Source organism: Lacrimispora sp., from assembly GCF_036758025.1.
Taxonomy (GTDB): domain Bacteria; phylum Bacillota; class Clostridia; order Lachnospirales; family Lachnospiraceae; genus Lacrimispora.
In genome coordinates, this window is record NZ_DAIOXM010000002.1 from 16,674 (window position 1) to 40,917 (window position 24,244).

General features: G+C 38.8%; 15 protein-coding genes and 1 pseudogene. 4 read left to right on the plus strand and 12 right to left on the minus strand.

Features of this window, described 5'->3' with window-relative positions; translation table 11 throughout:
- Positions 1-274: 274 nt before the first annotated feature.
- The 8 genes from V7M78_RS02435 to V7M78_RS02470 are packed head-to-tail and all read right to left on the minus strand — an operon-like array spanning position 275 to position 9,879.
- Positions 275-1,471 (minus strand): hypothetical protein, encoded by a 1,197-nt coding sequence (locus V7M78_RS02435; protein ID WP_333646085.1) that lies wholly within the window; start codon positions 1,469-1,471, stop codon positions 275-277.
- A gap of 18 nt (positions 1,472-1,489) precedes the next feature.
- Positions 1,490-2,794, minus strand: a complete 1,305-nt coding sequence (locus V7M78_RS02440) for a hypothetical protein (RefSeq protein ID WP_333646087.1) — start codon at positions 2,792-2,794, stop codon at positions 1,490-1,492.
- A gap of 10 nt (positions 2,795-2,804) precedes the next feature.
- The gene (locus V7M78_RS02445) at positions 2,805-4,259 is read right to left on the minus strand and encodes a flippase (protein ID WP_333646089.1); all 1,455 of its coding nucleotides are present in this window, start codon (positions 4,257-4,259) and stop codon (positions 2,805-2,807) included.
- Positions 4,228-5,190, minus strand: a complete 963-nt coding sequence (locus V7M78_RS02450) for a glycosyltransferase (RefSeq protein ID WP_333646091.1) — start codon at positions 5,188-5,190, stop codon at positions 4,228-4,230. The genes V7M78_RS02445 and V7M78_RS02450 overlap by 32 nt, the downstream gene beginning before the upstream one ends.
- Positions 5,191-5,204: 14 nt before the next feature.
- A complete protein-coding gene (locus tag V7M78_RS02455; protein ID WP_333646093.1) occupies positions 5,205-6,116 on the minus strand; it encodes a glycosyltransferase family 2 protein in 912 nt (303 codons plus the stop codon).
- Between the two features lie 9 nt (positions 6,117-6,125).
- A complete protein-coding gene (locus tag V7M78_RS02460; RefSeq protein WP_333646095.1) occupies positions 6,126-7,307 on the minus strand; it encodes a glycosyltransferase family 4 protein in 1,182 nt (393 codons plus the stop codon).
- Positions 7,304-8,446 (minus strand): hypothetical protein, encoded by a 1,143-nt coding sequence (locus V7M78_RS02465; protein ID WP_333646097.1) that lies wholly within the window; start codon positions 8,444-8,446, stop codon positions 7,304-7,306. The genes V7M78_RS02460 and V7M78_RS02465 overlap by 4 nt, the downstream gene beginning before the upstream one ends.
- 17 nt (positions 8,447-8,463) lie before the next feature.
- A complete protein-coding gene (locus V7M78_RS02470) occupies positions 8,464-9,879 on the minus strand; it encodes a sugar transferase (protein WP_333646099.1) in 1,416 nt (471 codons plus the stop codon).
- A 919-nt stretch (positions 9,880-10,798) separates the two neighbouring features.
- On the opposite strand from V7M78_RS02470, the pseudogene V7M78_RS02475 reads away from it, so the two are divergent.
- Positions 10,799-11,921: pseudogene (locus tag V7M78_RS02475) on the plus strand (ISL3 family transposase).
- Between the two features lie 184 nt (positions 11,922-12,105).
- Here V7M78_RS02475 and V7M78_RS02480 read toward each other — a convergent pair.
- Positions 12,106-13,644, minus strand: a complete 1,539-nt coding sequence (locus V7M78_RS02480) for an O-antigen ligase family protein (RefSeq protein WP_333646101.1) — start codon at positions 13,642-13,644, stop codon at positions 12,106-12,108.
- 127 nt (positions 13,645-13,771) lie between these two features.
- Complete coding sequence (locus tag V7M78_RS02485) at positions 13,772-15,442, minus strand: cell wall-binding protein (protein WP_333646103.1); 1,671 nt, start codon at positions 15,440-15,442, stop codon at positions 13,772-13,774.
- Between the two features lie 438 nt (positions 15,443-15,880).
- Here V7M78_RS02485 and V7M78_RS02490 point away from each other — a divergent pair, with 438 nt between their 5' ends.
- The 3 genes from V7M78_RS02490 (at position 15,881) to V7M78_RS02500 (ending at position 20,843) form a co-directional block, all read left to right on the plus strand.
- On the plus strand, positions 15,881-17,707 hold the full coding sequence (locus tag V7M78_RS02490; RefSeq protein WP_333646105.1) for a phosphotransferase: 1,827 nt from the start codon (positions 15,881-15,883) through the stop codon (positions 17,705-17,707).
- Positions 17,708-17,825: 118 nt separating this feature from the next.
- Positions 17,826-18,932, plus strand: coding sequence for a cell wall-binding protein (locus tag V7M78_RS02495; protein WP_333646107.1), 1,107 nt, complete (start codon positions 17,826-17,828; stop codon positions 18,930-18,932).
- A 171-nt stretch (positions 18,933-19,103) separates the two neighbouring features.
- A complete protein-coding gene (locus tag V7M78_RS02500; protein WP_442914619.1) occupies positions 19,104-20,843 on the plus strand; it encodes a GH25 family lysozyme in 1,740 nt (579 codons plus the stop codon).
- 159 nt (positions 20,844-21,002) lie between these two features.
- Here V7M78_RS02500 and V7M78_RS02505 read toward each other — a convergent pair whose 3' ends face one another.
- Complete coding sequence (locus tag V7M78_RS02505; protein ID WP_333646112.1) at positions 21,003-21,938, minus strand: glycosyltransferase family 2 protein; 936 nt, start codon at positions 21,936-21,938, stop codon at positions 21,003-21,005.
- Positions 21,939-21,957: 19 nt separating this feature from the next.
- Entirely contained in the window at positions 21,958-24,234 is a 2,277-nt protein-coding gene (locus tag V7M78_RS02510; protein ID WP_333646114.1) for a sodium:solute symporter, read from the minus strand.
- Positions 24,235-24,244: the final 10 nt, after the last annotated feature.

The following is a 24,244-nucleotide window of genomic DNA, read 5'->3' on the forward strand; positions in this document are numbered from 1 at the left end:
TTTAAACAACTAATACTCCTTTAACACATATCTTAAATTTGAACATTTGCATACTTCTCTTGATTATTTACAATTTATATCTTTTATTAAAAAATACAATCAAGTTTTAATTTTTTCCATGCCTTCAATACTATAATTATACTAGCATTAATATAATCAAATCTCAACTGCTTAAGATTAAATTAAGGAAATAGTTACTTTCATCTTTTATATCATTTGAAAATTAAATATTATGAAACTTTTTCACTTAATATGCTTAAAAATCCGTATAGAATTATACCAACTTCCTTAGATAACACTTTGGATCTCGCCTCACATTATAAGCTAAAAAAGCGCTAGCAAATGGATTATAAGCTGTATCTAAAATATGATGTGCAATTATACAATTTAAAGCAATTAAAGCAATAACAAAAAGAAAATATATATCATTATTATTTTTATAACAACATAAAACGTAAATCAGTAATAATGCTATCATAAACATTGCCCCATATCTAAGAAGTACATGTACATAAGAACTATCGATAAAAAAATAATCCGTTATCTTTTGGGTTGTTCCTCCCGCTCCTACCATATCAACTGGCTGTCCCAATAATTTAATAGGGTACATGTCCAATCCTTCTTTTCCAAAACGTAATCGATTCGTTATTATCTTATCAACTAAATTTAAAAACTTATTATTTTCCTTATAAAATACAGTCATTGCAAAAGAAATGGCAGTCATTAAAGGCATACTTACTACTCCAAAAAAGCGCCAAAACTTTTGCCACTTTCTAACCAGTCTCTTCCCATCATACTGAGACTGCCGTAACCATTGATTAGTACCAAAAACAACAATAGTCAAGAACATGCTTGCGCAATCTAAGCGTGTTTTACAAAAATAGTAAACAATAGACATTATGGCAATAATACCAACAAAATGATATGTTTTTAATTGCTCAGCTTTTAGATAGCAATAAGTTAAAATCATATAAAAAATGTGAGAAGCAAAATCTGTTACATATACACTGCCAAAAGCAATCCGCCTTCCACGCCCTTCAGTTTCATAAATCAAATTTTCTATGATTCCTAAAAGAGCTGCACACATAGAAAACATCATAATCGATACTGTAATTAAAAGATAGATTTTAAGAATCTTTTCAAATGAAATATCTTTACTTCCCAGAAGAACTAAAAGCCACAAAAAAGGATTTAGATATCCACTATTCAAATATATCAAAATGGTTCCTGCTACTCCACCGATTAAAAGTAAATAGGCCTTAACGGAATATCCATCAAAAAAAATAATTCTTAATCCAATAAACAATATTGAAAGCAGTAAACATGTCTGACTGATATAGCCACTAAGAGGCAACATAGTTGTTTCCCACATGGACCTTCCAAGAAAAATGATAAATCCAGTAAAAAAAAGACCTTCTCTTGAATAAAGCATATCAAAATATCGCTTTAAAACTTTTACTTTAAATTCCATTATCATCTCCCCATTACATCAGTCTACAACTACATATCCAAGGACTTTCAATCCAAACTTCTTACACGTAGCAATCTGCTCATTTATATCCGAATACGACGTTTTTCCCACCTGCACAATCATAATACAGTATTTCGCAGAGATCATACTCCTCAATTCTTCTACATCATTGCTTACATGATATCCTACATTTAAAGGCAAATTGATCTGATCTATCTCCTCAATATAATCCTTAACAACACTTTTTGCTATTTCATCCTCACTTAAGACATTAATAAAAATCTTAGCCATTTGATACTGTTCTACCCATAGCTGTATATCCATGATGCTCTTGTCCAAAGCCGGCAGGTGCCCTTTTTTCACATTATAATTGCCAATAACCAAAAGATTAGAGCTGATTAAATCTTCTTTTGATTTCAATTTATCTCCTAAAATATATCTCATTGAATGGTATAACCAAAGAAGCAAAAATCCAAAGACTGAACCCACTGCAGCAAATTTTATTCCCATTTTTAATGGATTCACCTGTATTATTGCTGCCATCTTTGATGCATTTTTTTCAATATAAGAGTTCTTACCATTTTCTTGGGCAATGCGCTTATTTTCCAGGTCAACTTTATTAGATAAGAAATTTTTCAAATTATTTAAATGACTATTTTGAGTATTGGAAACAGCGATATCTGCTTTCAAATAATTAGAAGAACTTATCTTCTGAATTGTAAAATCACCTTGTACCTTTGCAATTTGGGTTGCTTGCTTATTAATACCATTTTCAATTAACTCCAGAAGCTTTTGAGCCTGCTCTGCATCATAATGATAAACCGTAATATTTAATATATTACCTCCGATTGAGCTCATAATTACCTCTTTTAGATATTGAATATGCTCACTGCCGTACTTATCGGATAACTCCTCCAACAGGCCTCCCTCATTGACATAATACGAAAGTGAGGTTAATACGTTCCCCGCATTTCCGCTGTTCAGTACAGCGAATTGGGCTGATGCCGCACGAATATTCTGGGAATCCAAATGCATATAAATAGACTTATCTACATAACTTTGCAATTGATCAATTTGCTCTTGAGCTAAAATCAAGCTTTTATTCATCTCAGATATAGTATCTTCATAATCAGTGATATTTTTCTGATAAGCCTGTACACTTTTCTGTTGCTCCTCGGAATTCTGATTTGCATTTATCCCATTTTTATAACCAACGACAGCAAAGAGGGCAGTAAATATCAACACAAAAATCAAAAAAAACGTTTTTCTCTTCATTATTTCTTCATATATATTTCTAAGGTAAATGGATTTAACAGTCTCCATACTAAGCCTCCTATTTTCTAATTCTCTTAGTAAATGTGTCCAGCACCATAATCATCAAGGGCTCCCTTAAAAGAATTAGGGCTCCCCCATAAGAAATAAAAAAAACAGATGCTGTCGTTAATAATTCTATAAATGGTCGGGAAATTTGTAATTCTCTCATCATATTCAATGCCGCTATTCCTACAAACAGTCCTATAAAAATTTTCTTTATCTTAATATTCCTATAAGCAAGTTTAACTATATCCTTTAGATACCTGTATTGTACAAACAGCACCACCCCCTCTGCTAACAAAGTTCCGATGGCAGCTCCTAGTGCTCCAAATTGAGGGACCATCATTAAATTCATCATTACATTCACAATCGCACCAATTACTTCGGAGAGAACAACCGCCTTTTCTCTTCCCATTGGAATCAATATCTGAATTCCCAGAAGATTGGAAAAGCCGATAAGTATAAGGGTAGGCATTATCATCTTCATTGCTGGGACTGCAGATAAATATCCATTTCCAGCTAAAACTAATATGCTGCTTTTTGCCATAATAGTAAAATATACTGTGAGAGGAATAGCAATTACAGCTACCAGTTCAAAAGCCTTAGATATTATATCATAAAAATCTTCCCACCTTTTTTTCTCTATATAGTAAGAAACTCTAGGTAAAACAACAGTTCCTAATGCTGTCACTATATTAACCAAAATCACTTTTATCTTTACAGCAATATCATAATACCCTACCTCTTCCGAATCTTTCAAAACCCCAAGCATAACTATGTCAAGGTTTGTATAAATAACAACTGCAACTGACATAGTAAAAAAGATGATAATTGGCCTAAGATGGCGTCTAAAATTATATTTTCTATTTTTTTTTCCAAATAAATAGGAACTTGCATGAAAAAAGTTCAGGATTCCATACCCTGTGTTCGCCAGCACTGCTATAAAAGCATAAATCAAATAATCCGAACTTTTATGTACCATTAAGAACATAAAAATAGTTCCGGCTGCCTTAAATAGAATAGATCGAATAGTGATATAAGTATAGCGCTCCATACCTTTATACAGCCATTCCATTCCAAATGTGTTCATAATTATGGATAACCCACTGATTAGCATCAAATACATATCCTGTCTCAGCACTTGAACCCTCAAAACTGCTATCACGAACACAAAGCAAACAATTATTGTAATAACAACATTTATAAACCATATTTCCTGCACAGTTCTGGCAAGCTCATCCCTATCATCTCTTACTTTTGCACATGCTCTGATTCCATAAATAGGAATCCCCAGCATAGAAAACATGGAAAAATACGAGACTACAGAATTAGCAAACGCAATCCTTCCTATACCTTCTGGCAATAGTACCCTGGTAATATATGGAAATGTTATAAGTGGAAATACGAGAGAAGACAGCGTCAGAATTACATTCATTATAAAGTTATACTTTATTGATTTTACCTTTATTTCCATAAAACTCGCTTTCTTTATTATATTTCCAACCCGGACGGTACACCAAATTTAATCCGAATCTTCCATTTATAGCATCTAAAAATGCCTTTTTCAGTATAGTAATCTCCATTACATTTTTTCTTAAAATTGAAAAAAGTATGATTTTTACAACGATCTTCAAAGAAAAATATATAAAACACGGTCCAGGCATGTGCCTCTTATACATATCAATCATGTTACGAAAACCATAATATGTTTTCCAGCTCACCTCAAATTCACTCCAGCCAACATCATGATGAATCCGAATAGCAGGAACGCATATGATCCGCCCTGCCTTACTTAAACGAAGACTATGTTCTGTATCATCCCACCAGATAAAGTACTCTTTTAAAGTTAAACCAACTTCTTTCATTTTATCACGGCTGATGATTGTCCCCACATAGGAAAATGCATTTATTTCAAATTCTTCCTTTAAATATTCTTCTTCCGGAATGGGCTGCTCCAAAATACGAATTCCCCTGCTAATATAATTTTTCCTGTGATTTGTGTCTATTTTTCCACCATTTATCACTTGACCACAAATAGCAGATATACTATCCAAATGCTCCATATTCTTCTCCAAGTATCTATAGGCATTTTCCAGTGCATCAACCTCCGGCATCGCATCGTCGTCAGATACCCAGACCCACTCTGCCGCTAGAGTCAGGCTCTTTTTAAGTCCTTCATAAAAGCCTCCGCTCCCACCAGTATTCTCACTCAAGTTCAATATAACTTTCTCAAAACCTTCATGCTCATTTTGCCAGGATTCCAAAAACACTTCTGTTTGATCAGTGCTGGCATTATTGACCACCGCTACATATAACGGACTTTTTGTCTGCTTGGAAAACTGTTCCAAAGTCTCCATCAATTTTTCTATTCTATTATACGTTACAATAATAACCCCAATGTCCATAATCACCTCAAAAATTATAGCTTTCTGTTTGTCTTATGCATCTTTCCCCGCCAAAAGTCATAAATCCCCCACATAATATACTTCATTTCCATGCCATATCTAAGGCAGTAATAAGAATACATCATAAAAGAATGGATATAAGGGATTATTCTATAGCGGCCTTTATAATACTTTTTAATAAGAAAATATTTATTTCTTACCATATAATATTGGGTAGTACCTGACATTTTCTCCGCTTTTGACGTACTGCTGCTTACTTTATGATAGATAACAGCATTCGGCACGTAATAGAGTTTTATCCCTTTCTGCCGTATGCGAATACAGTAATCCGTATCCTCTTCATATAGGAAATAGTCTTCATCAAGAAACCCTATATTGGGGATAATAGAAACCGGAATGCACATACAACAACCGCTTATGAATGTGACTTCCACCCATTTATCCCGCATTGGAAACCACTGCTTTCCCATTCCCCACTGCGATACCTTTGAAGTCTTTAAATCATAAGAACCACCTGCATACCATATCTTTTCTTTATTATCTGCATAAAGAATCGTACTAGTCATTACGGAATTCACCAGGATATTCTTTTCTGCCACCATAAGCTTTTTCAGAAAATCAGGTTCCACCAATGTATCATTATTGAGAAGGAGAATATATTTGACTCCTAATTCAAAGGCCAAACGAATGCCAGCATTGTTCCCTGCCGAAAATCCCTTGTTCTCATTTAACTCTAGAAGTTCAAAATCGATTTCTTCCTTTTTCTCATGCAATATTTTCAAAGAATTATCTGAGCTATTATTATCAACTACTATAATTCTATAATTGCTATACGTCATTTTCTTTAGGCTGTCAATACACTCTATAGTATCTTTTACACCATTATAATTAACTAATACAATCCCTATGAATGCCTCTTCCATCATTTACACAACTCATTTTCTTTCATATAGGCGCTGCAGAACTTCCTCGCTTTTTCTCCAGCTAAAGTTTCTTCTCACATATTCCTGGCTTAAATAAGATAATTCCAGACATCTTTCCTCATTTCTTACCAGTTCTGATATATTACTGATATAATCCTCATCACTCTCTGTAAGCTGAATTACCTCTCCACTCTCATCAATACCTTCCGCCCCCACACTGCCTGTAATAACGGGAATTCCAAGAGCCATACTTCTTAATACCTTTACTTTAATCCCTGCTCCTAATGTCAATGGAAATACTGCTATCTGGGCTTTCTGTAAATACTCATCTACATCCTCGACAAATCCTGTTATATGAATAAATTCATTTTGTTCCTTTTTTAGTTCTTCAGAAGGTTGGTTGCCAATAATATATATGTTTAACTCAGGAATTATCTTTTTAACTTTATATCCAATCCTTATCAATCTTTGAGCTGCCAGATGGTTTTCTTCCCTTCCCATTTGCCCTAAAAAACATATATTGGCATATTCCGCTTTTCTTTTATTATCTGGTATCTCATAATAAATATCATCAATTCCATAATAAGGATTTATCACCTGTACATTTTGAACCTTATAAATTTCTTTTAGCAATCGACAATCCTTTTGATTAAAAGTCAGAATTTGATCTGCTTTTCTGCAGTAATACCCTTCCTGTTTCCTTATCTTCTTGCATTCCCGCCCATAGTACCAGCGTGTGATTCCCTTACTGCTTTCTTTTTTTCTCTCGTAAGATTGAATAGTAACATCATGTTCTACCAAATGAATTATTACATTAGGAAATATTTTTTTGATCAGCCATATATATTGGCCCATGGAGGAATATTCCATGTGTACTGCTTCAATATCATACTTTTTCAAATAATAGATCAGCATGGCTGCATATCGAAACGAGGTCCTGGCTGCAAAATAAGCAGGAAGAAATGGTTCTAAAAGTACGTGTGCAATCCTATTCCATTTATGAATAACAACGTATCTGCGATGCGCTTTCTCCTCAGAGACTGCCAGCTTTTTATCGTAATCCGAAGCAACAAATGTCAACACATAAACTTTATTTTTTTTTTCAAGACTTTCTATTTCCTTGCCCATACATACTCCACCTGCATGGTTTGTTTCCAAAGAAGGATAATAGGGCGAGACATGCAGTATATTCATTCTAATCTCTCCTGTATTTTTTCAATCATTTTCAAACATCTTTCCATTGAATCTATATAAGAACCTCTGGAAAAGTTATGCAGGTAACATTGATGGGCAGTAAGTTTATCTTCTTCCGTTATTGTCTCCTGTACAATTTTCTGTGTAATAATACTCATATTCTCATAGCTGCAATTATATCCAACACCATTATTCTCAATCAACCGCCAAGTATCACCTTTAATATTGTTAAGTAGCTTTAACCCGGCGTATAAGTAGTCCACAGACTTCATCGTAACACCAACGCAGACAGAATTCTTCATAATATTTAATCCATAATCGCAGGAAGAGAGTATTTTCATTTTTTCAGATTCACCGTAAACAGAACCATAAAAAGTTGTTTTAATACCTGCCATATCCAACCTTTTAAGTAACTCTTCTCTACTTTCTCCATCGCCTATAATATGAAGATCTATCATTTTATGATTTTGAATGCAACTGAGCAGCTTGATTATAAAATCAATATCAATAATATGATTGATTGATCCCAAATAGCATATATGAATCCGACCATCATTATCCCTTGCATTCAGAACAACCTTTTTCTCTGTTTCCCGAGGCCAGTACACATTTATTACTTGGGAATGCTTTAAATAACATTCCAACTTCTTTTGATATAAATTGCATTCTGTTATAACTAAATCTGCATATTTCAAGTTATTATTTCGAATTGCAGACCAAATACTGATAGGCCAAACATTTTTCAAAAAATCAATCGGAAGGGACTCCGGCCATAAATCAAGAATATCTATGATCAGCAATTTTTTATAATGCCTTTTGTACAACGCCGCATACTTTGCCAATGAATTGGCTGGTATCAGAACATAGAGCAGATCAAAATCTTCATTCTGTATGTAATCATAAACCTTTTTTGAAAAGTCATAATGCGAGTACAGCCTTTTCCATGATATATTACGCTTGTAGGGAATTGTATCTATAAACACTGCATTTTCTTTTGCAGGTCTGCCCTTAATCTTTTCCCTATGAATAAAATCCGATAAAATCATAAAAACCTGATGCCCCTGCCTCACAAAGAAATCGGCTGCCATATAAACACGAGGCTCATAACTTGAAGAATTGGTGACAATTGCTATCCTCATATATTCTCTTTTCTAACCTATTCATTAATATCATTATCTTCATTTGAGGGGATTAAATCATTTGTTTCACAAATGATCCTGGTTGCTGCCTCTGCTGAAAAACCTTCTGTACTTTCTTTTATAAATAAAATTTTAATGGTCTTAAATATAATTTCTATATCCTGCAGGAGGGAGTAGTTTTGTATGTACATCAAATCCAGTTTCAGCTTATCATATGCAGATGTGTTATATTTACCATATACTTGAGCAAGTCCTGTCAGTCCCCCTTTTATTTTCATTCGGTAGCCAAATTCCGGAATTTCCTCTGTATAAAGCTTTACATGCTCAATGCGCTCCGGTCTAGGGCCTACAAGGCTCATATTTCCTGTAATAATGTTGAACAACTGCGGAAGCTCATCAATACGATACTTTCGAATAAACACGCCTATAGGGGTAATTCTGGGGTCTCTATCTGTAGCTGGAATGGATACTCCATTTTTTTCTGCATCAACAATCATGCTTCTAAATTTACAAATAGAAAAAACCTTTCCATTTTTGGTACAGCGGTCCTGAAAGAAAAATACCGGCCCTTTGTCATATAGTTTAATCGCTAAGGCAGTTATTATCATGACAGGTGATAAAAAAATCAAAGCAGCAACTGATATTAGCAAATCCATCATTCGTTTTACGAATCTTTGTTCAAAGGTTAATCCATCATTTCTCGCTAATATCAACGGTGTATCAAAAAAATGCAAATTTTCTGCACTACGGATTATAATGTCGGATATCTTAGGGGTGGCATATACTCTTATAGATTCCCCATAACAAAACTTGAGAATAGAATTACGTATATGCGATGGAATATCACAAATTACAACGCCTTCGTATTCTTTTATTTTCTTACAAATTGCGTCTTCTCCTGCTGATATATGCAATGCTTCACCAATAACAAACCGATCTGTCCTATCGTTAATTTTGTCCATAAATACAGATATCGGACGCTCTCCATATACTAAAAGCACATTCCTGGGAGGGTAAATTTTTCGATACAGCTTTATGGCAAAAAAACTCCACACTGCAATAACAAAAAAATCAGCAACCGTCATCCAAAGAAGCGGTACTATTGACTGAAAGTGTTTAGTCAGCAGAACAATGGGGATATACATCAAAGCATTGGTGCATATTGATGCCAGCGTTTGTGCATAAACCGCTTCATAAGTTTTCATATAACCAAGTTTCAGTGCTCCATACATATTACTGAATACAAAAAGAGCAAAAGCATATACAGCCGCAATAAAATAATGTCCCATACGTATATATGGCCATTCCATTTTAGGATTATACATCGTTATCCAAACATAGGCAAAAAACAAGGTTTCTATGATCATTAAAATCAACCCTGCTGTAAAACGCACTACTCTCTTATACTGTTCATAATTATTCGTCTTAATCATATAACTGCAATTGCTCCAATCACTATTCTTGCGATAAAACCGGAGTCGCTATCAAGATACCAATATTTATCTAATGTCTTATACAGTATAACATTTGCTATCCAATAACGCAACTTTACGAGGTTGGAAAATAAACCAACACTTTCCAAGAAACAAAAGTCACTAAAAATCTTTTAATATTTAAGAAGGCCAAAATCTTATAATATATGTTTTATAAGAATTTTGACCTTCTTGTTTATCATTTTTCATATTTTAGAAGCTGAAATTTTCTATGATTTTGCTAAATCATCCTTATCTTAGATAGAGCGAAAAAGATAACGCTACAAGTCAGCAAATGCACACTCCTCTTTATTAAGCGTACTAATAATTTTGAGTTGATTCATCAGATGCATTTCTTGCTACTACAAGTCTTGCCACTAATAAAGTAAATACAACAGGGTTGGTAACTGATATACTTTTCTATTTCTGAGGTCAGAAACAATTCAATAATTCACGATTCAAATTCAAACACCTTACTCTGTATTGCAATTATACCAAATATACAACAAAAAATAAAGTCTGTCTGTATGCCCTCTTCATTCTATATTTCAGTTTGCAACAACGATCTTAAAGTCCAATTACATTTCCTAGTATATCATTGAATAAAAAGTTAAGCAACTTGATAACCTTAAAATTCTATTGTCAAAACTTTAATTTTTTATCAACCTGATTAAAAAAAGGTTCTATACTGAATGTTGGGGGGAGCTTGAAAAGCACACTTCCAACATTCTTTTTGTTGTAATAAAATACATTTATAAGAAGTCTCCTAAATACATATCCCCGACCAAAGTTCGATGTTAGCGGAGGTGACCTCTCATAAATGTACCCTAATTATAGTAAGGCTTTCTTAGACTTTTAAGATGTTTTTGTAAAAAAAGTAATTCAGGCAGATTTTTTCCTCAAGGTTTTCATTGAAACCAGGCCTTCTGAACAAGTCTGTCCTTGTTGTGGCCGCAAAACAAAAAGAGTCCATGATTACCAAAACCAGTAAATTAACGACCTCCCTTTTCAGGGAAAATCAGTCACACTGGTCTTTCGGAAACGACGTTATCTATGTACCTCCTGCGGAAAAAGGTTTTTGGAACTCTAATCTTTTCTTCCTTCCTATCACCGTAGAACTAGGAGACTAGCTTTTTATGTTATTTCACTCCTTCGCCAGACATTCTCTCTCAAGCAGGTTTCGCTCCTTACTGGTGTTTCTGTCCCAACGATCTGTAGACTTTTGGATACCCTCCATTATGCAGCACCGGACAAACTGCCTGAGGCTATTTCTATTGACGAATTTAAAGGTGATGCTTCTACTGGGAAATATCAGTGTATCCTCGTTGATCTCAAAAAGCACAGGATTTTAGATATACTACCGGACCGCACTCAGAGCCATTTGGCTGATTACTGGAGAATCATTCCCAGAAAGGAAAGGCTGAAAGTAAAGTTTTTTATATGTGACATGTGGCTTCCTTATATAGAACTGGTCAGGACTTTCTTTCCGAATGCAAAAATCATCGTAAACAAGTATAATTTCATTCGTCAAGTCACCTGGGGCTATTGAAAACATCCGTAAACAGTTCCAAAAATATATGCCGGTTTCTCTCCGAAAATACTATAAGCGGAGCCGGAAGCTGATTCTGACCCGCTATAAAAAGCTGAAAGATGAGAACAAGCAGGCCTGTGATTTAATGCTCCAGTATAATGATGATCTGCGTTTGGCCCATATAATGAAAGAATGGTTTTATGGCATCTGCCAGATGGAGTCCTATTGCAGCCAGCAACAGGAATTCGATGATTGGATTTCCAATGCCAAAGGATGCGGTATTTTAGAATTCGAAAAATGCACAAAAACGTTCCGGTCCTGGAAAAAAGAAATCTTAAATGCTTTTAAGTATGGCATTACAAGCGGTGTTACAGAAGGATTCAATAATAAGATTAAGGTATTAAAACGAAGTTCTTATAGAATTCGGAATTTTAACTGGTTCCGGACACGGATACTTCATTGTACATCATAGGAAAAATGGTCGGGATATTGAGGCTTATTTGGCATCCCCTAAAACAGCACACAGTAGAAGGAACCATTGAAACAGCTCTAAACGCAAGAAAGAAGCAGGATTCAGAGAATCCCCCCAACTATTGGCAAAGAGCCAAAAATTTAAAAAGCCAACGAAATCATATAGAATCCACTGGCTTTTCACTCTAATTAACCCTTTTTAACGATAAAGCAGAACTCATACCCAGCAACAGCCAGAAAAATGGAGTAACTGTAGGCACATTGAGATTCACCAAAGCCTGGATACTGTAGCAGATTACTGCAAAAACCATTGCAATCATATATGGATTTTTATTCTCACAACTAAAGCATCTCTTTATATAAGCCAATATAAACGTTACATAGGCAGTTACCCCAACAATTCCGGTCGTAAGCAAAAACTGTAGATACTCATTATGGGCAGCATCAAAAACTTCATTATAGGGGTTATTATAGGTTTTATGCATTAACAACATCTTAATGGTTTCTGGACCAAATCCCACCAGTTTCTTCCATAGAGAAAACTCAGAAAACCGTTCAATTGCATTTCTCCAAATATATCCTCTATGAGTTCCCCATTCGTCATTGAATACAAGATAATTGCTAAACGAACCATACCTTTGTACATTACCTGACACATTACAGTCATACAGAATATATATCAACAAAAAAACTATCAACAAAATCAGTACCAACCACATGTACTGAAGCCTTTTTCCATATTCTTTTGATTCTGATTCCAAACCTCTCTTATGATCTATCATATACCACACGCCAACCAGAAGCCAAAGTCCAACAATCATATAAAACAACATCTCAGAATTTGCAATAATATTAAATGCACTATCAATTCCCAATACAATATCTCTAAAACAAATATTAATCCATGTAGTTATTTGAATTACAGAGAAAAAGGTGGTCAAAATCACCAAATATCTTCTGATCCCATTTTTATTAGAAAATAAATACAAAGGCAAAAACCCAAATAAAGCTGCAAGAGAAATGTATGCATTATCACTAACTCCCATAATAATAGCAAAGAAACTAATAATCATACAAAAATAATAATAAATCTTTTTCTTTCCAGCACTTACAGCAAAAAGAACAGAACTCATAGCCACTATCATCCCTACATAAGCAGTATAGGTATTAATATTCCCTATTGTGGATGTAAATATATGTTGTTGTTCAATCAAAACACCAACCCTAAAATGGAAAATATCCATTTGAAAATAATCAGTAATACCGAATACACATACCAGCATTCCAACAATAAGCATAGCATCAATATAATAATTTTGATATACAAAGAATCTGCTTACAAAAAAGTAAGATAATACATATAAACTCAGTAAAAAAAGTCCTGTGTACCGTCCCTCATTTCCCCAAAAAGACTCATACAAGTAATCCGATGATAAAGTGGATACAAATACTGTTAGAATAAAGATGAGAACTGCATAGTCTTGCACCGTCAGTTTATTCCAAATACTTTCAATTAGTGCAGTCATATCTTTTACAGAAATATAGATAATTGATAAGACAATCATAATAGTTGTACAAATCCAATAAAAATAGTACTTGGTAAAAAGTATATCAAAATATTGATTTCTAATAATAATTGGAAGTCCCAGTCCAATTAGTAACACATATATCCCCAAAATTATTGATAAAAAAGGAGTACTTTCTCCAGTCTTTTTTCCATTCATCTTTTATCTCTTCCTCCCCTCATTATTCTTTCCAATAATCAAACTTTTATTTATATAAAGTTAAGGTGAGATTCCTAAGAATCTCACCTTAATCTCATTATAAAACCATATTAAGCTGATTCAAAAATTATTTCTTAATAGAAATTCTTTCGATCTTTTCTGATTTTACTGTGTAAACGTTGTCTTCACCATCTTTTGCAGATGACTTAGTAGACTGAATTGCACCAGAAGTATTAATCAACTTGAATTCTTTACCTGCAAGATCAGTAGCAGACTTAAGAACATATGCTGTTTCTTCATTCTTAAGCAATTTTTCAGGATCAGTTATTTCATCAGTGTAGTTCTTAATAAAGGTTTCTGAATCTAAAAGGGTGTAGTACTTACCACCAACGATATCTTCATCTTCATCATCAGCTACAGTTTCAATCATAACAACTGCATATTTTTCATCCTTGTCAGCCTTTAACAGCATACCACCCTGATAAACTTTATCACTATCAATCTCGTTCTTACCAGCTCCTCTAGTAGCACCAGATTTTCCGAAGCTAAAGGTGAAGTTTTCGCCATCAAGAGACAGAGTCTGTTTTCCAGTCTTCATAGATCCATCCTCGCCACCGCCGAAATTATACAGCTTATATCCAGCCTGCAGCCAAGTATTGATGTTATTCAGGAAATCTTCTTCTGTGTCAACTAAAATTTTATCACCTACACCGTTAATCTTTCCATCAAGGCCACGGATGTCTGCAATATCACTGGAGCTATTACCTATTTTAATAAGTCTAAATCCACTCTTCATTCTGCCTACAGAATCAAATGCATATCTCTTTCCGTTGATTTCTTTAATCTTATCAGCATAGAGAGCTCCCTTGCCATCTGCATAGAACCAGGAGTCTGCATCATCATCATAGTCCTCGGGATCAAGTCTCTCATCAGGAGTTACCTTAAACCATCCCTTAGTTACTCTGGCACCTTCCTCAGGAGAACGGAAATATCTCCAATCACTGGCAGATGCTTCACCTGGTGTTGCATCTTTCTTGGTAATCCATTCTGCATTCATTCTACCAAAATCATCAAAGCTATATTTAGCTCCGTTGATGGTTTCTCCATCTTTGCCCCAAACCTTCTTTCCGTTAGCCTTAAAGTAGAACCAACGAGTCTGGTCTTCATCATCAAACACATTGTTGCTGGACCAGTTAGGAAGCATGTCATCTGTATCGAAATCTTCATCAACGACTTCAAGGAATTTCCAACCTACAGACTGTGCACCATCGTTCTCATCTCCACAGTAATAGTCAGCAGTCTTCCAAGCATCATCAGCAGTACTTCTCTTGCCGTTTTCATCAAGCCAGCCAAACTGCATACGGCCGTCCTCATCAAAGGTATATTTCTTACCATTAATGGTCTTGAAAGTAGCTTTATCGCTGCTGCCGGTATAAGCTTTACCGTTAGAACCGAAATAATACCAAAGTGTTGTCGGCTCATCTTCACCATCATAATCTTCATTTTCGATGGAAACCCATGTATTAGATACCATAGCACCATTAACATCTACATAGTAGAAATTATCTCTGTACTCAACAATAGCATCTGTAGCCATTTCGCCATCATCATTCAGGTAAAACCAGTTATCTCCAGATTTTGCCCATGTTTCTGTTACTGCGTCGCCGCCCTTGTCATAATACACCCATGTACCATTTTCTTCCGCCCAGCCTACTGCTGCGAAAGAAGACATGGAAGCACCTAATGCCAGCAGTGCTGCTGTAGATAATACAGCAACTAACTTTGTCTGCTTTCTCATAATTAATGCACTCTCCTTTTTTCTTTTTGAAATATTTTTTCTGAAATTCCTAATTGCATTACGAGGTAATTATACTTCCTATATTGGAAATAATCAATACTTTTTTTACTTTTTTTGAATATTCTTCAAAAAACAAAAAATATTTACATTTCCGGAAGAAGCTCTCAACTCCTCCATCACATGGAACAGTATAATACATTTTTTAGCAAAATGCTATAACATTTATCTGTTCATTTTCTTACAGAATTATTACGAAAGACTCTTCTTTCCCTATTTATATAGTAACATATTTAAAAAATTCTTCTCAAACCTCCTTAAACACATAATCTCCACATTGCATCCCCACCATTTTAATGATATAATGTTCACAACATATTAAATATTGGTATTTTTGAACATCTTTCTATCATCCAAAAACCACACGGAGGTCATAAAATTATGGATCGTAACGTCATTATCTGCCGTTCCATTCTGGAAAACCCGGCTGTAACACAAAGAGATTTATCAAAGGAACTCAACGTTTCCTTAGGAACCGTTAATAACTTAATGAAAGAATGCATAGAAAAAAGTTATTTTGAAGTTGAAAATAAAAACGACTCCTACACTCTTCTCCCAGCAGGCCAAGCCCTGCTGGACCAGCACAAGGTTGATGGAGCCCTCATCATAGCCGCAGGCTTTGGCTCCCGTTTCGTCCCCCTCACCTTTGAAACTCCCAAAGGCCTTTTAGAAGTATTAGGAGAGCGCATGATCGAGCGTCAGATCCGTCAGCTTCATGAAGTCGGAATCACAGACATCACCATCGTAGTAGGCTATTTAAAAGAAAAATTTGAATACCTCATCGACAAATACCATGTAAAACTCCTCTACAACCCGGAATACTCCCACAAAAACACCCTGGCTACCATCTACCACGCCAAGGAAGTCCTTCAAGGCCGGAACATGTACGTACTCTCCTCCGACAACTGGATGCGCCACAATATGTACCACGCCTATGAAGGCGGTGCCTGGTATTCTTCTTCTTATATGGAAGGGGAAACTTCTGAATGGTGTCTGGACTATAATAAAAAGGGCCGTATCCTCAATGTATCCGTAGGTGGCTGCGACCAATGGGTTATGTACGGACCCGTGTTTTTCTCCAAATCCTTTTCAGAACAATTCCTCCCGGTCCTGGAGGCATATTATAATCTCCCCGGAACCGAACCTTTTTACTGGGAAAATGTTTTTATGGAGATGTTATCAGGCGAAGCCACCAAAAAGCTTCCTCAACTACCGGAGGCCAATCTTGAACTTGAGATGTTCATAAACCGCAGGCCACCTCACGAGGTATATGAATTCGAAAACCTTGAAGAACTGCGCCGTTTTGATATAAAATACCAGCACACCTCTGACAATCAGGCCATGAAGCTGATTTCCCAGATCTTCCAGGTAAAAGAGTCTGAAATCACAGAAATCCGCTGCCTAAAATCCGGGATGACCAACAAGTCTTTCCTATTTAAAATAAAAGACCGCCACTACATCTGCCGCATCCCCGGGCCGGGGACAGAACTTTTGATCGACAGAAAGCAGGAGAAGTCCGTTTACGATGCCCTGTCCGGATACGATATTTCAGAAAATGTAATCTACTTTGACGGGGAAACAGGATATAAAATCTCAGAGTTTTACGAAGGTGCTCACAATGCAGATCCACATAACCGTGAAGAAATCGCACGTTGCATGGATGTCGTTCGCAGATTCCACCAATCCGGGCTTAAGGTAGACCATACTTTTGATCTCAAAGAACGGATTGATTTCCATGAAAATCTCTGCAAAACTTACGGAGACACCTTATTTGAAGATTATCACCACATCCGTAAACAGATGGACGATCTTATAAACAAACTGGACTCCTTAAACCACGAAAAAGTACTCTCCCACATCGATCCCAACGTGGATAACTTTTTAATTCTTCCCTCAGGTGATACCCGCCTGATTGACTGGGAATATGCAGGCATGTGTGATCCTTTGGTTGATATTTCCATGTGCGCAATTTATTCCTACTACACTCAGGAGGAGACAGACGACCTTATAGAAATCTACCTGGAGAGAAAATCTACCGATGAAGAACGGTTTACCGTTTACGCCTATATGGCTCTCGGCGGATTTTTATGGGCTCTCTGGGCCGTTTACAAGGCTTCCCTGGGTGAGGAGTTTGGAGAATACACCATCATCATGTACCGCTATGCAAAGAATTACTACAAAAAGTGCCTTGAAATTTCCAATATATGATTTCTTTGGAAAAATGTCCGCAAATCGTAATAAATTATTTATGCATTCCTACCCGTACTATGCTATAATTACCATATATATGAATAAAGCTTAGCTGGAACAGGAGGAGAAAAACTGCATGCGATACGGAAAAAAAGCGGCTGCGCTGCTGCTGACAGGACTGATCGGGACCGCCACTCTGATACCAACCCACACGGCCTGGGCAGCTACGGGCTGGGTTTCGGAGGGATCCAGTTGGAAATACATAGATCAGGATGGCTCAGTGCATAAGGGCTGGGTAAAAACTTCTGACGGAACATTTTACTTTCTGGATCTTTCCACCGGCTATATGGCAACAGGCTGGAAACAGATTAATGGAAAGTGGTATTATTTTCATTCCAACGGCGCCATGGCTACCAAATGGGTCCAGGTTGGGGGAAAGTATTATTACCTCATGGATGATACCGGTGTTCTCGTAAATGGATGGTTAAAGATCGGAAACGATTATTATTATATGAAGGGCGACGGCTCCATGTCTACCGGTTGGCGGGAGATGGACGGCGGCTGGTATTATTTTAAGGAAAACGGAAAGTGCACCCTTGGCTGGGGACAGGTTGGAAATGACTGGTTTTATTTCAACTCCGACGGAAAGATGGCTACTGGATGGAAACAGGTGGACAACGCCTATTACTATTTAAATGCTGATTCCAACTCTGTTCTGGGACGAATGATGACGGGCTGGCTCAGTGACGGAACCAACAAATATTACATGGAAAGCAGCGGTAAAATGGCTCATGGCTGGAAGCAGATCGAAGGCTCATGGCATTATTTCAATGAATCCGGGCATATGATGACAGGCTGGATACAGCTTTCCGGAGTTTATTACTATCTTGATCCTTCTACCGGCAAGATGGCGGCCAACACCACTCTTACCATTGACGGAAAGAATTATACGTTTGCCTCCAACGGGGCTTATCAGGAAAATGGCTCTGGCACTCCTTCTGCAAATACGGACGTCAGCGCTCCGGGAGGGTCATCTTCAGGAACTACAACTCCCGGCGGAAGCGGCAGCTCTACCCCATCAGGCTCCAGCGGGCCAGGAGGCTCCTCCTCCGGTGGAAATGATTTAAGCGGCGCTCCTGGCAGTTCTTCCAATGATACTCCTGGCAGTCCTTCGGGATCTTCCGGTTCTTCCGGCAGCGGAGTATACCAATTGGAGCCCGGACTTACAACGGGACCTGGCTGATAAGGTTATTTTGTATCTGTGTGGGCATCCGCACCTGGTTGCGGATGTCCATTTTTTACGCAGACATAAGAGATACTCATGATTCTATAAACCATGAAGGACAAGGAGGAAACGATTTTGAGACACAAAAAGGTTTGCAGGCAGTTGGCTGCAGCGGTATTATGTGCCGTTATGGGTATGACCTCAGGGCTTTACCCGGTCATGACTTCCCAGGCGGCGGGGTATGAAAAAGTAAACGGGTATTATCAGATGAGGGACGGCACTGTGATCAAGGAAGCCATTGCCAGGGGAATTGATGTTTCCAGATGGCAGGGGAATATAAACTGGCCGGCTGTGGCGGCAGATGATGTCAGCTTTGTTATGCTTGGAGCCAGATCCAGGGGCGTGACTGATCCTTATTTTCATACTAATGTCCAGGGAGCAACAGCCGCAGGACTGAAGGTGGGGGCTTATATTTATTCTTTAGCTACCACTCCTGATATGGCAAGGGAAGAGGCGGATTTTATGCTGAATCTGCTGAAGGATTATCCTATTTCATTCCCAATTGCCTTTGATGCGGAAGACAACGCCACACTTGGTACTCTTTCGCCCTCCCAGGTCAGCGAGGTGATCAATGCATTTTGCAAGCGGGTGGAAGAAGCCGGGTATTATCCCATTGTTTATGCCAATGATTACTGGCTGTCAAAGAAAATTGATTTATCTACCATGAAATATGATGTGTGGGTGGCCAGATATGAGGCGAAGCACGTTTATCCTGATCCTGTTATGTGGCAGGTTACCAGTACCGGCTCCATTAACGGAATCACTGGAAATGTTGACATTGACTTTCTCTATAAGGACCTGACTCCAAGACTTCCGGGAAATATGTGGAGAACCATTGGCGGAAAGACTTATTATTATCAGAATTATTCCATGCAAAAGGATACCTGGATCAATGACGGTACCGGCTGGTTTTATATGAACGAAGAAGGGCTGACCATGAAGGGCTGGCTGGATAAGTCAGGACTCCGGTATTTCCTCAATGAAACCACCGGACGGATGGATACAGGATGGAAGTTGTTGGACGGAAAATGGTATTTCTTCAACGCAGGCGGCTCCATGAATACGGGCTGGCTCTCAGAGGGCGGACAGAAGTATTATTTGAGTTCTGACGGTACCATGGCAACAGGCTGGCAGGACTTAAACGGCCAGTATTACTATTTAGATCCCTCCTCCGGTCAAATGGCAACAGGCTGGAAGGACATCAACGGAAAACGGTATTTCCTCCAGGACAGCGGCGTCATGGCTACGGGCTGGGTGGATCACAACGGTTCCCGCTATTATTTAAACAATGACGGTTCCATGGCTACGGGCTGGCATTCTGACGGTGCTTCCAGATATTATCTGGGCGAAAACGGCGCTGTTTCTACAGGCTGGAAGCAGCTTGACAATGACTGGTACTTCTTTAATCCAAACGGAGCCACAGCATCTGGCTGGGTGAATCCGGATGGAAGCTGGTATTACATAGGAACAGACGGAAAAATGCAGACCGGCTGGCTGGAAGAGCGGGGAGCAAAGTATTATTTAAGCAATTCCTCCGGTAAAATGACCGTAGGCTGGAGACAAGTAGACGGAAGCTGGTATTACTTCGGTGAAAGCGGTGCCATGGTGACTGGTATGACCCAGGTTGATGGCCAGCAGTATTATTTGAATCCATCTGACGGAAAGATGGCAGCATCTACGGTATTTACGTTAGACGGGGTTTCCTATACTGCTGATTCAAACGGTGTCTGCACCCTGACCCCGGAAGCGGCCCCGGAGCAAACGGAGCAGAGCCAACAGGGAGATCAGAACACTCCGGCGGCTACTGATTCTCCTACACAGGAATCCACTACAAATCCTACAAAGGAAATCGGTCCTGGAATCCGCTGATGAGCTGCTCAGCAAAACAGCTTTAAAAGAAATTTAAAACATTGAATAAGGTACCTCGATTGGCTTACATGAACTGACCTCCAATAAGTTAGACTAAAAATCCGACTTATTGGAGGTCACATGAGCAAAAGCCTTTCAAGGTACCTTTTTATGATAAATTTATTCTTTAAAGTTTTTCGTCTCTCCCACAATATAAATGGGCCTGTCTTTCAATTCTGCAAACAATATGGCAATGTAATTGCCGATCACTCCCACAATCAGGAACAAAACCGCAAACATAAAGCAGATCAGCACAATGGTAGTGGCATAGCCGTTTGGCGTTCCCACTCTGGCCCAGCTCCATATGGTGTAGATCATCACCAGTACGCCCAAAAGTCCGGCTCCGGCTCCGGCGTAAATTCCAAGCTTTAGAGGCAGGTTGGAAAAACACATGATGGTATTTAAGGAAAGGGTAATCAGCTTCTTAATGCTGTATTTGCTCTCTCCCGCCACTCTGGTTCGGGCTTCATATTCAATGGTGGTCCGGTTAAATCCAATGCTTTGTACATAGCCTCGCAGAAAACGGACCTTTTCTCTATAACTTTCCTTTAATACCTTTGCGGCTCTACCGGATACGGCAAAGAAATCGGAAGCATTTGGTTCAAATTTCACATCGGAAAGCAGGTTGATCAGATGATAAAAGGCAGAGGAAGCCAGGTTCTTAAACCAGCCGGCCGACTCATTTTTCGTCCGCACCATATTTATGACATCATAGCCTGCCTCGAATTTTTCAAGGATTTGGGACAGATACTCAGGGGGGTGCTGAAGGTCTGCATCCATGCAGACGATTCCATCACCGCTGCTGTAGTCCAACCCTGCGATCATAGCAGCTTCGTGACCAAAGTTTCTGGAAAAGCTGATGACTTTTACTTTCTCATCACGGCTGGCCAGAAGGTCAAGGACTCTCATGGTGCCATCCTGGCTTCCGTCATTTACAAAAATAAGCTCATAGCTCCAGGGGAGTTTCTTTAAAATTCCGGCTGTTTCCTTATAAAATTGTTCCAAGGCCATTTCCTCATTGTAGCAGGATACAACGACTGACAATGTTTTTCCCATATGTTCTGTACTCCTCATGCTATTGCTGTTCCTCTGCTTCCTTTTTTAAATAATATTGCTCAAATTCTTTCGATGCCTGGACCGATGCCTGGCTGTGTCCTCCGTTTATATCTACCGCCGCCAGAAGGTTTCCCTTCTCGTAGCATACCGGAACCAGCTTTCCCCATTCAATCAAATCTTTTACCAGAGTGTAGGAACGCAGTTCCCCTCCTGTATAGCCTGCCTGGACGTAGACGTAATCGGTTTTTGCATAATCCATGAATTCCACAAAATAATCCATTTTCTTTACCAGAACTACATTTCCCCATACCCCGGTAATGTCATCATATGACTGGGCGCTGCAGGGGAAGGACAATACTTGCGGATGGTCTCCCACGGCAATGAGCCGGGTCCGGGGATCAGAGGCCAGAATGTCCCAGATCCTTTCATTTCCCTTGAAAGTCATGTCCTGTCTGGCTGCCTCCTGGTGGTTATAGTACCCTTTATGACGAAAGGAAGGAGGGGAAAATCCAACGCTCCAGCTCCAGTTTGTCATGGAAGTGATGAACAGGGAAAAGAGGAAAATTCCGGTTCCGGCTCCCACGGCCGCCTTCCATACCGCTTTTTCTCCTGTTTTTGAAGCGGTTTTCAGTACATAGACCGCTGTAAGCACATAAAAAAGCATAAAGTAATTTCCATCTACCTGATGGAGCATGACCAGACTCACCAGATTCACCAGCAGAAATGGGATATAAACCATTGCCAGCAGGGCCGATAGGTTCCGGTTACTGACTCTATCCACATCCTTGCCGTAAAAACGGCTGATAATCCACAAAAGGAACAGGAAATACAGCACAAATCCACCCCAGGCCAGAATTACATGATCCATATCCCTGCCTGTGGGGGAAAGAAAGAATCCATAAATCCGTTTTGCCAGGTGAAGGGCCTGTTCTTTTATTGACCCGGTTGGAGCGGAATTGGGTATGGTATTGACTTCAAAGGGGTATTTCATCTGAAATCCAAGTCTTGTCAACAGGGAGGAAAATACGGAGGTAAGGGGCAGGCCCGTAATCACCATGGTTCTTGCCCATATTCCTGCCAGAGCCAATACCGATGCAGCCAGGACTGCCAGGGAGCCCGTGTTTTGTGTTCTTGATTTTAACTGAGGAAGGAAGCCCTTTCCAAAAATGTATAGAAAGGTCATTCCGAAAACAGCGGTGGAAAAAACCAGGGCCGTGGGCTTTAAGGTCAGGCTGAGGAAAAAGGCTGAGATTCCATAGCACAAATGGCGCCAAGACCGGGGGCCTGCTTTGATGTAGCAAAGCAGATAGTAAATCATAATCTCCTGGATAAGAAGAGTCATCATATCACTTTTAGCTGTCACCGCCATGTTCATGATGCCGGGGGTTGCGGAAAGCAAGGCGGCCAGGAAGACAGACCGTTCCCGGTTCATGTAAAGCCCTCCTATCCGGTAACCCATATAGAGGACACCTCCTGCCAGCCATAAGTTGACGGAGGTTAAAAAGCTGTAGGATGGAAGCAGGGATAGTGGCAGGGTCAGGACTTCAAAGCCTTTGGAATAGGTATAGACAATCCCGATTGTACCCATGTTTTCGTAGATCCCACGGCCATTATTCAGGATGTATCCTGATCTAATACCGTACCATAGGCTGTCATAATCCACAGAGATATTAAGCCGGCCGGCTTGGAGGCATATCATTGCCATGAGAAAGGCCAGAAGGATAACTTCCCTGCGGTTCCAGGGCTGCTTTTTTGCCTCTCCCATTTTCTGTGGATAATTTCGGCTGGAATGGAGTTTCCAGGCAATCAATACTGCTGCCCCGCTGATTAAAACAAATCCAGTCAGATATGGAATGCTTCCAATACCCAGAGCGGACATGAGGCAGAAAACAGCAATGAGAAAGGCAGCTCCGGTGAGAAAATCAGCACCAATTCCGTCTTCTTCCGGAAGCTTCCATAAAACATTTCTTAAAAGCCTGCCTGCAAACACAAGGTAAGCCATATACAATCCGGAAACCAGAACCGGGAAGAAAACCTGATGGGCCCATAAAAAGATTGACAGGAGAAGGGCTGCTGCCCCTATTCTCTGCCGCCTTCCGGGAATCAGGAGGCCAAAAGCACAGAAGGCAGCCAACAGTCCTGCTGTCTCTGCCAACATGGTTCTATATTCGTTTTGGTTCATGATCCACTGGAAGGTCTCCTGATGGAGAATGCCTTCCAGGGAATGCAGGATTCCTGCTGCAAAAACCAGCAAAAACAGCCAAATCCCATACCTCTGCTTTTGTGCTTGTTTCATAAAAACCTCC

Coding starts and splice junctions, on each gene's coding strand:
- V7M78_RS02435 (WP_333646085.1), bottom strand. CDS start 1,471: ATGGAATTTAAAGTAAAAGTTTTAAAGCGATATTTTGATATGCTTTAT.
- V7M78_RS02455 (WP_333646093.1), bottom strand. CDS start 6,116: ATGATGGAAGAGGCATTCATAGGGATTGTATTAGTTAATTATAATGGT.
- V7M78_RS02440 (WP_333646087.1), bottom strand. CDS start 2,794: ATGGAGACTGTTAAATCCATTTACCTTAGAAATATATATGAAGAAATA.
- V7M78_RS02510 (WP_333646114.1), bottom strand. CDS start 24,234: ATGAAACAAGCACAAAAGCAGAGGTATGGGATTTGGCTGTTTTTGCTG.
- V7M78_RS02485 (WP_333646103.1), bottom strand. CDS start 15,442: ATGAGAAAGCAGACAAAGTTAGTTGCTGTATTATCTACAGCAGCACTG.
- V7M78_RS02505 (WP_333646112.1), bottom strand. CDS start 21,938: ATGGGAAAAACATTGTCAGTCGTTGTATCCTGCTACAATGAGGAAATG.
- V7M78_RS02480 (WP_333646101.1), bottom strand. CDS start 13,644: ATGAATGGAAAAAAGACTGGAGAAAGTACTCCTTTTTTATCAATAATT.
- V7M78_RS02470 (WP_333646099.1), bottom strand. CDS start 9,879: ATGATTAAGACGAATAATTATGAACAGTATAAGAGAGTAGTGCGTTTT.
- V7M78_RS02460 (WP_333646095.1), bottom strand. CDS start 7,307: ATGAATATACTGCATGTCTCGCCCTATTATCCTTCTTTGGAAACAAAC.
- V7M78_RS02445 (WP_333646089.1), bottom strand. CDS start 4,259: ATGGAAATAAAGGTAAAATCAATAAAGTATAACTTTATAATGAATGTA.
- V7M78_RS02495 (WP_333646107.1), top strand. CDS start 17,826: ATGCGATACGGAAAAAAAGCGGCTGCGCTGCTGCTGACAGGACTGATC.
- V7M78_RS02465 (WP_333646097.1), bottom strand. CDS start 8,446: ATGAGGATAGCAATTGTCACCAATTCTTCAAGTTATGAGCCTCGTGTT.
- V7M78_RS02490 (WP_333646105.1), top strand. CDS start 15,881: ATGGATCGTAACGTCATTATCTGCCGTTCCATTCTGGAAAACCCGGCT.
- V7M78_RS02500 (WP_442914619.1), top strand. CDS start 19,104: ATGGGTATGACCTCAGGGCTTTACCCGGTCATGACTTCCCAGGCGGCG.
- V7M78_RS02450 (WP_333646091.1), bottom strand. CDS start 5,190: ATGGACATTGGGGTTATTATTGTAACGTATAATAGAATAGAAAAATTG.